Annotated in this window: 13 protein-coding genes and 1 tRNA gene; 12 read left to right on the forward strand and 2 right to left on the reverse strand. The window is 58.3% G+C overall.

Annotation, left to right across the window (positions count from 1 at the left end; genetic code table 11):
- Positions 1 to 26: 26 nt before the first annotated feature.
- Positions 27 to 971 (reverse strand): AEC family transporter, encoded by a 945-nt coding sequence (locus tag WMO36_RS00330; protein ID WP_065437693.1) that lies wholly within the window; start codon positions 969 to 971, stop codon positions 27 to 29.
- Positions 972 to 1,109: 138 nt separating this feature from the next.
- Between WMO36_RS00330 and dapE the strand changes: the two genes are divergently transcribed.
- The 12 genes from dapE to rplA all read left to right on the forward strand — a co-directional run bounded on the left by dapE (position 1,110) and on the right by rplA (position 13,712).
- Positions 1,110 to 2,306 carry a succinyl-diaminopimelate desuccinylase gene (gene dapE / locus WMO36_RS00335; protein WP_435374308.1) on the forward strand — a complete coding sequence of 399 codons (1,197 nt, stop codon included), beginning with the start codon at positions 1,110 to 1,112 and terminating at the stop codon, positions 2,304 to 2,306.
- Positions 2,307 to 2,784: 478 nt separating this feature from the next.
- Positions 2,785 to 5,652 carry an Rne/Rng family ribonuclease gene (locus WMO36_RS00340; RefSeq protein ID WP_427277593.1) on the forward strand — a complete coding sequence of 956 codons (2,868 nt, stop codon included), beginning with the start codon at positions 2,785 to 2,787 and terminating at the stop codon, positions 5,650 to 5,652.
- Between the two features lie 152 nt (positions 5,653 to 5,804).
- Positions 5,805 to 6,113, forward strand: coding sequence for a 50S ribosomal protein L21 (rplU, locus tag WMO36_RS00345; protein ID WP_003836136.1), 309 nt, complete (start codon positions 5,805 to 5,807; stop codon positions 6,111 to 6,113).
- Between the two features lie 39 nt (positions 6,114 to 6,152).
- Entirely contained in the window at positions 6,153 to 6,404 is a 252-nt protein-coding gene (gene rpmA, locus WMO36_RS00350; RefSeq protein WP_099571017.1) for a 50S ribosomal protein L27, read from the forward strand.
- 196 nt (positions 6,405 to 6,600) lie between these two features.
- A complete protein-coding gene (gene obgE, locus WMO36_RS00355) occupies positions 6,601 to 8,292 on the forward strand; it encodes a GTPase ObgE (RefSeq protein ID WP_099571016.1) in 1,692 nt (563 codons plus the stop codon).
- 80 nt (positions 8,293 to 8,372) lie between these two features.
- On the forward strand, positions 8,373 to 9,506 hold the full coding sequence (gene proB / locus WMO36_RS00360; protein ID WP_144170929.1) for a glutamate 5-kinase: 1,134 nt from the start codon (positions 8,373 to 8,375) through the stop codon (positions 9,504 to 9,506).
- 111 nt (positions 9,507 to 9,617) lie between these two features.
- Positions 9,618 to 10,841 (forward strand): pyridoxal phosphate-dependent aminotransferase, encoded by a 1,224-nt coding sequence (locus WMO36_RS00365; protein WP_349076394.1) that lies wholly within the window; start codon positions 9,618 to 9,620, stop codon positions 10,839 to 10,841.
- A 226-nt stretch (positions 10,842 to 11,067) separates the two neighbouring features.
- Positions 11,068 to 11,143 (forward strand) — tRNA-Trp (locus WMO36_RS00370).
- A 33-nt stretch (positions 11,144 to 11,176) separates the two neighbouring features.
- On the forward strand, positions 11,177 to 11,404 hold the full coding sequence (gene secE, locus WMO36_RS00375; protein WP_144164485.1) for a preprotein translocase subunit SecE: 228 nt from the start codon (positions 11,177 to 11,179) through the stop codon (positions 11,402 to 11,404).
- Positions 11,405 to 11,428: 24 nt separating this feature from the next.
- Complete coding sequence (gene nusG / locus WMO36_RS00380) at positions 11,429 to 12,238, forward strand: transcription termination/antitermination protein NusG (protein WP_099594873.1); 810 nt, start codon at positions 11,429 to 11,431, stop codon at positions 12,236 to 12,238.
- A 335-nt stretch (positions 12,239 to 12,573) separates the two neighbouring features.
- Complete coding sequence (rplK, locus tag WMO36_RS00385) at positions 12,574 to 13,005, forward strand: 50S ribosomal protein L11 (protein WP_022245020.1); 432 nt, start codon at positions 12,574 to 12,576, stop codon at positions 13,003 to 13,005.
- Between the two features lie 14 nt (positions 13,006 to 13,019).
- On the forward strand, positions 13,020 to 13,712 hold the full coding sequence (rplA, locus tag WMO36_RS00390; protein WP_004220116.1) for a 50S ribosomal protein L1: 693 nt from the start codon (positions 13,020 to 13,022) through the stop codon (positions 13,710 to 13,712).
- Positions 13,713 to 13,908: 196 nt separating this feature from the next.
- Here rplA and WMO36_RS00395 read toward each other — a convergent pair whose 3' ends face one another.
- On the reverse strand, positions 13,909 to 14,688 hold the full coding sequence (locus WMO36_RS00395) for a PucR family transcriptional regulator (RefSeq protein WP_099571011.1): 780 nt from the start codon (positions 14,686 to 14,688) through the stop codon (positions 13,909 to 13,911).
- Positions 14,689 to 14,759: the final 71 nt, after the last annotated feature.

The raw sequence follows: 14,759 nt of genomic DNA on the forward strand, positions 1-14,759 counted from the left end.
GGATACCGCGGCAAGGACTGGCGAGGTCAGCCGAGCAGCACCGCGATGATTGCGATGAAGATCGGTGAGGTCAGTGTCGAGAAGAGAATGCCGTCGCGTGCGAACGAGAGACCCACGTTGTACCGCGCCGCGTAGTTATAGACGTTCTGCCCGGTCGGCAGGGCGGCGAGCACCACGCACGCGTACAATGTGGCGCCGCGGAAGCCCATCACGAAATACGACAGCAGGAACGCGATGATTGGCATCACGATGTTCTTCAACGCCGCTACCGTGAACACCGCGGGAATGTTCGACTTGTCCTGCAGCGGCTTCGTGCCGTGCAACGACATGCCGAATGCCATCAGAATCATTGGCACTGCGGAATCGCCGATCATGTCGATCGGATCGTAAATACAGTCCGGCACCACGAAATGACCGGCTTTTGCGGAAATCGCGGATACGGCGATGCCCAGCAGCGAACCGATAAGCAGCGGCTGATGCAGCGGCTGCTTCAGAATCTCCCTCGTGGAGACCTTGCCTTTGGTGGTCACATCGAGCACGGTCAGGCCGATCGGTGTGAACACCGCCTGTTGCATGACCAGAATCGGCGCGACCAAAGCGGGATTGCCCAGAATGTATGTGGCGATCGGCAGACCGATGTTGTTGGAGTTCAGATACAGCGAATTCAACGCGCCGATGGTGGCATCCGCCGCCTTCAGATGGAAGAACAGCCTATTGAGGATCAGAAACACCAATCCGACCAGCACGGCCGAGAAGAACGCCACGACAATGGAGGAGTGGAATATCTCGAAGATTCTCTCCTTGGACAGGATGGCGAACATCAGGCACGGGCTCGATACGAAAAAGCTGAACCTGTTGAGTACCATCTGCGCGGTAGGTCCGCCTATGCGCATGCGCGCGGCCACGTAACCGGTGCCGATGACGATGCCAATGACGCAGAAGCCTTCCAATGCGCTTAACAGACCCAGCATGACAATCTTCCTTTCGCTCTCGGCCGTTGGTTTGGCCGCTATCCAGTGTTGCACCATGCATATGGATAACATCCGACCCGTCTCAAAAGCGTTGTTGAACGGCGATGTCGGTTCCGGTGGTGCTGGATAATGGACGGTATGAACGAACTTGAGATTGGATTTTCCGCTTCCGCCACCAGGCAGGAGCAGCTGAACGGGCTGATGGAACAGATCATGGGCTCCTATTCCGTGAGCGACGACGAAGGCCCTCTGACCGATGCCGTCGAAGTGTTTCTGAACAAACAGCAGCATCTGACAGTGCGCAGGCATGGCGATACGCTGGTTGCGTCCACGAATTTCGGACGTGAACGCCGCGTGATTCTCGCCGGGCATCTCGACACGGTGCCGGTGATCGACAATTTTCCGCCGCGATGGCTGGAACCAGGTGATCCGCTGATTCGCGAGGATGTTGCCGACGGCCATGAGCATGAGCGCGTGATATGGGGGCGTGGCGCCACCGATATGAAGGGTTCCGACGCGGTGATGCTCTATTTGGCGGCCACATTGACGGATGCGGAATACGATCTGACATACGTGTTCTACGATCACGAAGAGGTTGCTGCCGAACAGAACGGCCTGCGTAAGGTGGTTGAGGCGCATCCTGATTGGATTTCCGGCGATTTTGCGATTATTGGCGAGCCGACCGATTGCGGTATTGAGGGCGGTTGCAATGGCACGATGCGTTTCGACGTGATCACGCACGGCATTGCGGCACATTCGGCACGCGCGTGGATGGGCAGGAACGCCATTCATGCGGCCGCAGAGATTCTGAACCGGCTGAACGCGTATGAGAATCGTGCGATCGAAGTGGATGGCCTCGCGTACCAGGAGGGGCTAAATGCCACGCTGATTTCAGGCGGCAAAGGCACGAATGTGATCCCCGACGAATGCCGCGTGCACGTCAACTACCGTTTCGCACCGGACAAATCACTGGCTGAGGCGAAGGCGCTGATGATTGGCGCGGATGCCGGTGCGGAATTGGGCAACGGCGAGCATGTTGCCACGGGCGGCGTGTTCGAAGGCTTCGGCATTGAAATGAAGGACGAGTCGCCTTCCGCGCGCCCGGGGCTGACGTCGCCGCTCGCGCAGTCGCTGGTGGAATTGGTGCGCGAGCGCACTGGGCGTGAGCCTCTGGCCAAGCTTGGCTGGACGGATGTGGCGCGATTCTCGATGCTGGGCATTCCCGCAGTGAATCTAGGCGCGGGCAGTCCGTTGCTGGCACACAAGCACGACGAGCAGCTGCCGGAATCGGATTTGCTGTTGATGACCAATCTGCTTGAAGACTGGCTAAAGTAGCCGTTTCGTGACTGACGGCTGTCTGCTTGACTTGCTGATTTTGCTTGCTTTGGATTGAAATAATCAGAGATAATCAGATTTCTGCATTTGCTGTCTGCGCAAGTCTCGTCCCGTGTCTGCACAAGTCGGGAATAAGGCCTGATTGTGACTTGTGCAGACGGGAAATGCAGGTTGCGCAGGTGCAGATTGTGACTTGTGCAGACGAGGACTGGGATTTGCGGACGGGGAACGTGGGAGTCGGAAAATTTCCCGTCATGTCATGTTCCGTTATTTTTTGTGCCATACTTATAGACGGTGGTTCTGCAAATCACCAATGCATCCGATGGCGTTGATCCCCTCGCGTGAAATTCATGTGTGCCCGCGAGCGCCGGTGTCCGCCGTCGCATGATGAAGACTTTTGACGGAAGTTGCTTCCTACGGGCGCCATGATGCGCGGCCACGGTGAGAGCGTGGTGTGAGAACCGTATGAGGCCTAAGCATGGACGGCGCGATTGCAGCGTGCCGTCGAGGAGTCATTGTGCCTGATATCAATGAGGGCTTCGATCAGGTCGAAGCCGCGGCATCGCCTGAGCATGCCGTGAATGTTGTGAAATTCGAATCGTCCCAGTCCGATTCTGCGCCGCGTCGCCGTCGTGGCGGTCGTCGTGTGGTGCGTGGGGTTGGAGCTGCCGGCGCGTCTTTGGAATTGAAGGTCGAGGAGCATGCCGCGACCCCGCTGTTCGAAGAGCCGAAGTTACCGGTTGCGCAGCCTGTGCATGGTGTTGGCGACGACGCTGTTTCCAGTGATGATGGCGATTCCGATGTCGTGTCTCGCCCGTCTCGTCGCCGTCGTCGTTCGGCCCAGTTCGACGATGATGTTCGTGAGATTGCCGATGAGCAGTCGACACATACTCGTCGCCGCCGCGCGGTGCAGGTCGAGGATGAGCGTGATGAGGATCGTCCTCGTCGTCGCCGTCGTTCCGTTGAAGATGCGGATGAGTATGGCGAGATGCCTCGTCGTCGCCGTCGCAGTGCCGTCGATGATTCCCGCGATGAGGAATCGTATGAAGAACGTGCGCTTGATGCGGTCGATATGTTGCCGGAAGGCCATGAGGTCCGTCATAATCCGCGTCCGATGATGTCGCTGCTGTTCCAGGAGCCGGTTTTGCCGTCTGCTGCGGATTCTCGTGACGGGTCCGATGACGATCGTGACGATTCCCGTGAATCTCGCAATGATCGCAATATGCGGGATCATGACGATGCGCAGGATGAGGACCGTCCGACCCGTCGCCGTCGCCGTCGTAATCGTGACGTTGCCGACGAAGAGCGTTCCGAAGGCAATCGCAGTGAACGCAACGATCGTGACAATCGTAATGATGATGCGGAAAACGATGAGGAAGGCGGATCTCGCAAGTCCCGTCGTTCCCGTCGTTTGAACGCGCAGGAACGTCGGGCTGCGGCCGAGGTCGAGCAGATTGAAGAGGATTTGATCCTCGACGATATCACGTACGCGCCTATCGACGACGAAACACGTGGCAATCGTGGTGACGATGATGATGACGAGCAGCCGACGCGCACCCGTCGTCGCCGTCGTGGTCGTGGCAATCGTGAGGAAGCTGACGAACAGCAGCAGGAGAACGTCGAAGGTGAGTCTCGCCGTCGCCGTGAGGAGGATGACGAGGAAGAGGGCACGGTGACCCGTCGCCGTCGCCGTCGCCGTGGCGGCGCGAAGACCGAGGAGCAGGAGGAGCCGCTCGTACGCCGTTCCCGTAAGCAGCAGTACATCGACGAGATTACCGATGTCGAGGGTTCGACCCGACTTGAGGCCAAGAAGCAGCGTCGCCGTGACAATCGCCGCGAACGTAGCCGCCAAAGCCAGCTCATGGAACAGGATTTCCTGGCTCGCCGCGAGCATGTGGACCGTCTGATGGTGGTGCGCGAGCGCGAACGCCACACGCAGATCTCCGTGATCGAAGACAATGTGCTTGTCGAACATTACGTGTCCGACATTCAGGAAGTCGCCACCGTGGGCAACATCTATCTTGGCCGCGTGCAGAACGTGTTGCCGAGCATGGAGGCCGCGTTCGTCGACATCGGTCAGGCTCGTAACGGCGTGCTGTATGCGGGCGAGGTGAACTGGGATTCCGCACGTTTGGAAGGCCAGCCTCGCCGCATCGAACTCGCGTTCAAGTCGGGAGACCCTGTGCTTGTGCAGGTCACCAAGGATCCGATTGGGCACAAGGGCGCACGACTGACCTCGCAGGTGACTCTCGCGGGCCGTTTCCTGGTGCTCGTGCCGTCCGGTGGCATGACGGGCGTGAGCCGCAAGCTTAGCGAGCGCGAGCGTTCCCGCCTCAAGAACATCGTGTCGAAGGTAGCTCCGAAAGACATGGGCGTGATCATTCGTACCGCTGCAGAAGGCGCTTCCGAAGAGGCGATCACCAAGGATCTCGAAAGCTTGGTGCGCCAGTGGGAACGCATCACCGCCAAGCGTGACGAATTCCTGCATGGCAAGCGTCCGAAGCTGCTGCAAGGCGAACCGGACGTGGCGATCCGCGTGGTGCGAGACATCTTCAACGATGACTTCTCCAAGATGATTGTTGAAGGTGAGCGCGTGTACGGCCGTATCGAGGAATACCTCGACACCATGGCTCCCGACTTGAAAGACAAGCTTGAAAAGTGGGATCCGGCCGAACATGAAGGCAAAGACGTGTTCGACAAGTGGCAGATCGACTCCCAGCTGCGCAAGGGCATGGAACGTCAGGTCTACCTGCCGTCGGGCGGCTCGATCGTGATCGACCGCACCGAAGCCATGACCACCATCGATGTGAACACCGGCCGTTTCATCGGCCGCGGCAAGAGCCTTGAGGAGACGGTGACCCGTTGCAACCTCGAAGCTTCCGAAGAGATCGCACGTCAGCTGCGCCTGCGTGACATCGGCGGTATGGTGATGATCGACTTCGTCGACATGGTCATGCCGGCCAACCGTGATCTGGTGTTGCGCAGACTGGTGGAATGCCTGGCCCGCGACCGTACCAAGCATCAGGTGGCCGAAGTCACCTCGCTTGGCCTGGTGCAGATGACGCGAAAGCGCATCGGACAGGGCTTGGTGGAGGCCTTCTCCGAGGAATGCCCGACCTGCAAGGGTCGCGGATTCATTCTTCACGACGAGCCAACCGTGTCCGCGGATTATGACGATCCGTACGCCCTGAAGGGCGGTGACCCGTTCGTCAAAACCAACAAGCATGGTCACGGCACGGACGTGCAGGTGCCGAAAGGCTCCTCGCCGGACGTGAAGGCCAAACTCGCGCAGATCGCGGCGGCGGCTGTAGCAGCCAACAATGCGGAACTGGGCGAGGAGATATAGAAGAATAAATGATTATTCCGGTCTGTCAACCTGACACGCCGGGAACAGACTTGCGGTTGTACGCGGGTATGTGTAGATTAGATTGCTGGTGTCTGGCCGCGAGGCTCGAACGTGCCGGGCAGTAAGCTTTCCAAGTTAATAAAGGAACGGATATGTACGCGATTGTGAAGGCCGGCGGCCATCAGGAAAAGGTTGAGGTCGGTGACGTCATCTACGTCAACCGTCTCGAGGCTAAGAAGGGCGAAACCGTGGAATTCCCGGTTGCTCTCGTTGTGGACGGCTCCAAGGTTGTCCTCGGCGCCAAGGATCTCGCCAACGTCAGCGTCAAGGCTGAGGTTGTCAACGATGAGGCCAAGGGTCCGAAGATCAGCATCATGAAGTATAAGAACAAGACCGGCGTTGCTCGTCGCAAGGGCCATCGCCAGCAGCTGACCGCTGTCAAGATCACGGCTATCGCCTGATTGACGCAGGGTTAGAGTCAAGGACCGAAAGGAACAGACATGGCACATAAGAAGGGCGCGTCCAGCTCGCGCAACGGTCGCGATTCAAACGCGCAATACCTCGGTGTGAAGAAGTTCGGCGGCGAAGCTGTCGTGGCCGGCAACATCATCGTTCGTCAGCGTGGCACTAAGTTCCACCCGGGCGAGAACGTCGGCATGGGCAAGGACCACACCCTGTTCGCCCTCAAGGACGGCAGCGTGCAGTTCGGCGTTCGTCGTGACCGCAAGGTCGTCGACGTGATCGCCGCCTGAGATACGCGCAATCAACGCTTATAAGATAAAGCCGCGCCCGTTGTGGACGCGGCTTTTCTTTATTTTGATGATCGCTGAGGATTGTTTTCCTCCAGTCCGTCCCAAACGTCACGTAACGTTGCATGCAGAACATGCATGCAGACTTGCGAACGGACAATAAATCGGACCGTTTCGAACAAACGATTAAGGTAGATACATGAGTGATTTCGTCGATCGCGTGACCGTCCATGTGAAGGGCGGCGACGGCGGCAACGGTTCCGCCGGCATCCGTAGAGAAAAATACAAGCCGTTGGCAGGCCCGAACGGCGGCAACGGCGGTGACGGTGGTTCCGTGATCTTCATGGCCGACCAGAACGCCAACAGCCTGCTCGATTACCGTTTCATGCCCCACCGTGAGGCTGGAAGCGGCACCATGGGCTTGGGAGATACCAAAGACGGTTCCAAAGGTGCCGATCTGATTCTGCCAGTTCCCGTGGGCACCGTGATTTTCGAAGCCAAAGGGCCGCAAGGCAAGCCCAAGCATCCGGGCGAACAGCTCGCCGATCTGCGCCACGCCGGAGACAAGTTCGTAGTGGCGGCCGGCGGCAACGGCGGCCTTGGCAACGCCGCACTGGCCAACCGCACACGTCGTGCTCCAGGCTTCGCGCTCTTGGGTGAGCCGGGTGAGGAACGAGATGTCATCCTCGAACTCAAATCCATCGCCGACGTGGCTTTGGTGGGCTTCCCGTCCGCAGGCAAATCCAGTCTGATCGCCGCCATGAGCTCCGCCAAGCCGAAAATCGCCGACTACCCGTTCACCACACTCGTGCCGAATCTTGGCGTGGTCATGGCGGGAGACATGCGTTACACCATCGCCGACGTGCCAGGCTTGATTCCGGGAGCCTCGCAAGGCAAAGGCCTCGGCCTTGAATTCCTGCGCCACATCGAACGCACCGAAATCATCGCCCACGTAATCGACTGTGCCACGCTGGAACCCGACCGTGATCCGATGAGCGACTACAAGGCGCTCGAACACGAACTGGCCGAATATGCAGACAAGCTGGAACTGCCATTGGGCGCGATCCCAATCCCCGAACGCCCCCGCATCATCATCCTCAACAAGGTCGATATGCCGGAAGCCAAGGAATTGGCTGAATTCGTCAAACCGGAATTCGAAAAACTCGGCCTCAACGTGTATGTCATCTCCACTGCATCCCATGAAGGTTTGAAAGAACTCAACTGGGCGTTGGCAGCCATGGTCTCCGACATGCGCAAGGAAGTCGCCAAACGCGAACAGGCCGAAGAAGAGGCGCGTGTGGTCATCAAGCCGCTTGAAGAGCCTCGCAATCGTCGCCGTCGCAACGACGAAGGCGGCACCGCGCTTGACTTCACCGTGGAACGCAAGGAAGCCGGCAACGGCGACGTCTGGTATGAAGTGCTTGGCACCAAGCCGGAACGTTGGGTCATGCAAACCAACTTCGACAACGACGAAGCGGTCGGCTACTTGGCAGACCGCCTCGCCAAGCTCGGCGTTGAAGACGAACTGCGCAACAAGGGCGCCAAGCCGGGTGACGAAGTACGCATCGGCAAGGGTGCGCGAGCCGTGGAATTTGATTGGGATCCGACCATTGCGGCAGGTGCGGAAATGCTCGACGGCGCCCAGCTTGGCGCACGAGGAGTCGACCTGCGACTGCAGGAACAGGACGGCCGTTCTCAGCGCCGCACCAACGCGGAACGCCGCCGCCAATACCACGAAATGATGGACGCACGCCAGGCCGTGCGCGAAGCCATGATGGCCGAGCGCAAGGCCGGACACTGGGCCGATCCTTCCGTGGATGACGACCGACACGACGAAACCAGCCTCTTCGGACGCGGCGAAACCACCGAATCCGAAAACGTGGAACAATAGAAGCAGCAATACGCCCGCTGATGTGCCGATCGGCATATCAGCGGGTTTTCTTTTCGGCCATTCGAACGCCTGGAGGAACCATGAACACGCCATCGCAAGCCCAAGTGCGCCGAGCCATCGCCGAAGCGCAAACCATCGTGGTGAAAGTGGGATCCAGCTCGCTGACCAAGCCAAGCGGCCACCTCGATCCGGAACGGCTCAACGCGCTCGTGGCGGCCATCGCACGCGTACGACTCATGGGCGGGCGCGTGGTGCTCGTCTCCTCCGGCGCCATTGCAGCCGGATTCGGCCCCCTTGGCTTTGAAGCGCGACCAACCGATGTGGCTGACCAGCAGGCATGCGCGGCCGTAGGCCAAGGCCTGCTCATGGCACAATACGAAAACGCCTTCGCGCGCTACGGACTGCGCGTCGGGCAGATCCTCATCACCGTATCCGACACCATCGCGCCACAACAATACCGCAACGTACGACGCACTCTCGAAAGACTGCTCGACCTGGGCGCGGTGCCAATCATCAACGAAAACGACTCGCTCGCATCCAACGAAATCCGATTCGGAGACAACGACCGCCTCTCCGCATTGATCGCCAACATCGTTGTCGCCGACGCCCTCGTACTCCTCACCGACGTGGACGCACTCTACACGGCACCCCCAAGCGAACCCGGATCGAAACGCATCAGCTACGTACCGAACGTGGAAGACGCGCTCGCCAACGTGCAGGTCGGCGGCACAGGATCAAATGTGGGCACCGGCGGCATGGTCACCAAAATGGAAGCAGCCCGCGTGGCGGCAGTTTCCGGCATTCCCGCAGTGCTCACCTGCGCGTCGAACGCAGGCCCGGCCATGATGGGAGACCCGGTCGGCACCGCATTCGCACCAATCAACGACCGTGGCTCTTCGCGCCGCCTATGGATTGGCTTCGCGGCCCACCCGCAAGGTACTCTGGTGGCCGACGCGGGCGCATCCAACGCGGTGCGTGGGGGAGCGGCCAGTCTGCTCGCAGCCGGAGTGCTCGAAGTGAAGGGCAATTTCGCCGCCGGAGACGCGGTATGGATCGACAATGAAGCGGGAGAGCATCTCGCAAAAGGCCTCGTAGGATTCGACTCCGAAGAGATCCCGCAAATGCTCGGCCGTAATACCGCCCAGCTCAAGCGTTTTCTCGGCGAAGAATACGCCCACCCCCTAGTTCACCGCGACAATCTTGTCTTAGTCTAAAAAATTTATCTGCCAGTCCCTGCCGGACACCAGATGCAGGAAAGAAAAAGGAAGCAGAACAATCGATCAAAATGTGCCGAAGGCTGTTGTTTTTCGGGTGGGAGAGTTAGCATGGCAAGCATGACTATGGCTGACTGGCAGACTCTTTCCGAACGTATTAACCACGTGGCTCCGAGCGCTACTCTGGCCGTTGATTCCAAAGCGAAAGCGATGAAAGCCGAAGGAATCGACGTCATTGGATTTGGCGCGGGCGAGCCGAATTTCCCGACTCCGGCTCCGATCGTCGCGGCTGCGGCCGAAGCGGTGCAGGATCCGAAAAACTATCGTTACACTCCAACGGCAGGTTTGCCGGAACTGCGTAAGGCAATCGCAGAAAAAACGTTGCGCGATTCCGGTTACGAAGTCGATCCGAACCAGGTTATCGTAACCAACGGCGGCAAGCAGGCCGTGTATTCGGCATTCCAAATCCTGCTTGACGAAGGCGACGAAGTCATCATTCCGACGCCGTATTGGACGAGCTATCCGGAAGCGGTGAAACTGGCCGGAGGCGTGCCTGTCGAAGTGTTCGCCGGCGCCGACCGCAATTTCGAACCAAGTCTTGAAGATCTCGAACAAGCGCGTACCGAACGTACGAAAGCCATCATCGTGAACACGCCGAACAATCCGACGGGTGCCGTGTGGAAGCCGGAAACCGTCAAAGCGATCGGTGAATGGGCTGTGGAACATCATGTGTGGGTGATTTCCGACGAAATCTATGAGCATCTCAACTACGATGGCGCAAAAACCACGTATGTCGGCGCTGCAGTGCCCGAAGTGCGTGGTCAGCTGCTGGTGCTCAACGGCGTGGCCAAAACGTATGCCATGCCCGGCTGGCGTGTCGGCTGGATGATCGCTCCCCTCGACGTGGCCAAGGCCGCGTCCAAGCTGCAGGGGCATATGACGTCCAACGTGAACAATATCTCCCAGCGCGCCGCAATCGCGGCCGTATCCGGCTCGCTCGATGCCGTGTACGAGATGCGCGAGGCTTTCGACAAGCGCCGTCAGACCATCGTCGCCGCGCTGAACGATATCGAGGGTGTGAACTGCCCGACTCCGACCGGTGCATTCTATGCGTTCGCCGATGTGAGCGCCCTGCTGAACAAGCCACTCGGTACAAGCAAGGCCTCCTATGCGAGCACGTCCGAGCTGGCTGCGGCATTGCTTGACGAAGGCCATGTGGCAGCCGTGCCAGGTGAAGCGTTCGGTGCTTCCGGCTACCTGCGATTCTCGTATGCGCTTGCCGACGACGATTTGGTCGAGGGCATGAAACGCATGAAGCAGTGGGTCGAAGCCTGATACTGACCTGACTGAAACTTTTCGTACGATTCGCACCACGGTGACATGCCGGGTGCGAATCTTTTTTTCGTTGGAAAATAGCGGTTTTGAAAGGTTTCTTCAAAAACCGGTTGGACTAAGTCGCAAATACCCGCTATTATTTCGACTTGGCAGTTTTGCCGCTTACTTCTTGCGTGGTTTTTCGCATAAAATCCTCGCCAGCAAGTAGAAACGGCAGAGTACACCTAGGGAAGTGGCGCAATTGGTAGCGCAACGGTCTCCAAAACCGTAGGTTGTGGGTTCGAGTCCCGCCTTCCCTGCCAAGCTTCTTGCAACAAGCTCAGCGGAGGATTATTATGGCGAAGGCAGAGAATAGCGAAAAGGCCATTAAGCCGAACATCTTCATGCGAATTGGCTTGTTCATCAAACAGATTATCGACGAACTCCGCAAGGTCGTGACCCCGACCAGCAAAGAGCTGTTCTTCTGGGCACTCGCCGTGTTCATCTTCGTGCTGCTCCTGATGGCACTGGTCACCGGCATGGACTTCGGTCTGGGCAAGCTGACCCTGTGGATCTTCGGCTGATCAACAACTTGAAGGTGAAACTGCATGACTGACGAAGTGTTTTCCGACAACCTCGATGAGGCTCCCGAAGCTGATCTCGAGGCCGTGGCCGCCGTTGAGGCGCTACCGGCCGAAGGTGAAAGCGTTCAGGAAACTGCCGATGAGACCGTTGAGGCAGAGCCGACTGCTGAAGTCGCTTCCGACGAGTCCGAAGAGGGCGAGGAAGACGACGAGCAGGATGCCGGCGCCAAGGCCGTCGAAGACTTCTCCAACAGCCTGCGCACCCTCGAGGGCAAATGGTATGTGCTGCACACCTATTCCGGCTATGAGAAGCGCGTGAAGACCAACGTCGAATCCCGTGTGGCGAGCTTCGGCATGGAAGACAAGATCTTCCAGATCGAAGTGCCGATGGAAGAGGTCGAAAAGCACACTGAAAAGGGCAAGAAGGTCATCACCCGCGTGCGTGTTCCCGGCTACGTGCTGATTCGCATGCTTCCGGATGAGAACGCCCGTCGTATCGTTCGCGAGACCGAAGGCGTTACCGGCTTCGTCGGCCCAACCAAGGAACCGGCGCCGCTGAGCCGCAAGGAAGTCGTTTCCATGATGGCTCCGATGATTGCTTCCGAAGCGCTCAAGAAGGCTGGCGACAAGCCAGCCGCCAACAAGAAGCGCGTCCTCGAAGTCTCCTACGCAGTTGGCGATCAGGTCACCGTTACCGACGGTCCGTTCACCACCATGGCAGCTGTCGTTTCCGACGTTGAGCCCACCACCCAGAAGCTCACCGTGCTCGTGTCCATCTTCGGTCGTGACACGCCGGTGGAGTTGGGCTTCAACCAGGTAGAGAAACTAGCCTGAATTTAATAATGGAGCGTTAGCTGCGCTGAGCCGTTAAGCAGACAATCCAGTGGACAGTCTGTAGGCGGAGTGAGCAGCTTGCCGTGAAGGCGCACGCATTATTGAATTTCAGTAAGTAATAAGGATTTTGAAAGACCCCGCAATGTGCGGGGTCTTTTTTTGTCTGGGGGAAGTGGGCATAATAGGAAGGCTTGTGTCTGGAGGGTTTGGCGTGCCTGAATGAGGGTACGGAATCCGCTAGCACAGCACAGCAATATACGTTGCGGAAGGAACCGGACGCGGGAGACCTACTCCGGTGCCGCTACCACCGCTTCTACAGAAAGAAGAACCATACAATGGCTCCTAAGAAGAAAGTCTCGGCGCTTCTCAAGCTCCAGATTCAGGCTGGCAAGGCCAACCCGGCCCCGCCGCTGGGCCCGGCACTGGGTTCCCATGGCGTGAACATCATGGACTTCTGCAAGCAGTACAACGCTGCCACGCAGGACAAGATGGGCCAGGTCATCCCTGTTGAGATCACCGTTTTCGAAGATCGTTCCTTCACCTTCATTCTGAAGACCCCGCCGGCGGCAGCTCTGCTGAAGAAGGCTGCGGGCATCCAGAAGGGTACCGAAAACCCGCTGACCCACAAGGTCGGCTCCGTCACCAAGGCCCAGGTCCGTGAGATCGCCGAAATCAAGATGGCTGATCTGTCCGCACGCGACGTCGAAGCCGGCATGAAGATCATCGAGGGCACCGCCCGCTCGATGGGTATCACGGTTACCGACTGAGAGGAGAGGGACAAATGGTAAAGCGTTCCAAGAAGTACCGCGAAGCTTCTGAGAAGATCGATCGCAACAATCTTTACACCGCCAACGAAGCCATCGCTCTCGTCAAGAGCATGCCGGAGTACAAGTTCGATCAGACCGTTGAGGCCGTGCTGCGCCTGAACGTCGATCCGCGCAAGGCCGACCAGCTGGTCCGTGGTTCCGTCAACCTGCCGAACGGCACCGGTAAGACCGCCAAGGTCCTCGTGTTCGCCCGTGGCCCGAAGGCCACCGAGGCTCTCGAGGCTGGCGCCGACATCGTCGGTGACGATGATCTCGTGCAGAAGGTCGCCGACGGCTTCCTTGACTTCGATTCCGTGGTGGCTACCCCGGACATGATGGGCAAGGTCGGCCGCCTCGGCCGCGTGCTCGGTCCGCGTGGCCTCATGCCGAACCCGAAGACCGGCACCGTGACCATGGATGTCACCAAGGCCATCAAGGACATCAAGGGCGGCAAGGTCGACTTCCGCGTCGACAAGAACGGCAACCTGAGCTTCCTCATCGGCAAGCTCTCCTTCACCGAGCAGGCTCTCGACGAGAACTTCAAGGCTGTTGCCGACGAAATCAAGCGTCTGAAGCCGTCTACCGTGAAGGGCCGCTACGTCACCAAGGCGACCATCACCTCCACGATGAACCCGGGCGTCCCGGTTGATCCGACGGTCATCGCCTGAGCAATATAGCTTGCAAATAGCTTCTATATAGCTTGCAAAAGACCCGCATCCTGCCTCAACGCGAGATGCGGGTCTTTTCGTATATATCTTGTGATTATCCATCTCATTTAATAAATAATGATTCTGCAATCGCTGAATATCAAGGAATTTCAATGAAACTAGATATCAGACAGATATTAAAAACAGAAAAGTAATTTCAACGATCGCGCATACGGCCGATTGCAAGCGCGGTCGTCAACACGTATGCGTCGCGCGGATCGGTCGCATCCCAACCAGTCGTTTCCGCGGCACGCTTCAAACGATAGCGCACCGTATTCGGATGCACGTTCAAATCCTTCGCGGTGTTCTCCAAAGAACTGCCGTTCCTCAAAAACGTGGAAACCGTCACAAAAGTCGGATCGTCGGGATTATCGCCATGAAGCACCCGATACACGTTCTGATACAGCTCCTCACGAGCGTAGTCATCGCCCAAAAGTGCCCTCTCAGGCAGCAATTCGTCGGCACGCAATGGGCGGGACGGCGAAGCCAAAGCGGGAGCGGCCTGCAACGAGAACAAGGTTTCACGCAACACATGCGAGGCGCCGATGACACCGGAACGTACCGGACTCAAATACACCGGCTCATCCTCGCTGAACGCGGAAATGACAGACGTGCACGTCACCTCGGCGGTGGCGGCCCCCATCTGGCAGACCAGCACCAGCAGAAAACTGCCGTACGTGCCGACGATCGCGTGCTCCCCACCCAAATCACGCACCGCATTGCGCGCGACAAGCGAAGCCGAGGCGGGACTTACCTTCGGTGTGCCGCCAATCGCAAAGCAATCGAAATTTCCGCGCCATCCGAGCACATTCATCAACGAGGCGACGCGATCATCCGTAAGATTCGTCATCAGGCATTCGAAAGCGAGCCGCTCGATAGTTGAATCGTCGGTGTGCCCTGCCAGAAGGTCGAGAATGTCTGCCTGATCGGAGTTCATAAGTGTCAAGTGTAGCCGCCTATCCAACGAATCGCTGAACAGGCGGTGACAACAAGGTGAGGCTCATTCGG

It is taken from the genome of Bifidobacterium hominis, assembly GCF_040095915.1.
Classification (GTDB): domain Bacteria; phylum Actinomycetota; class Actinomycetes; order Actinomycetales; family Bifidobacteriaceae; genus Bifidobacterium; species Bifidobacterium hominis.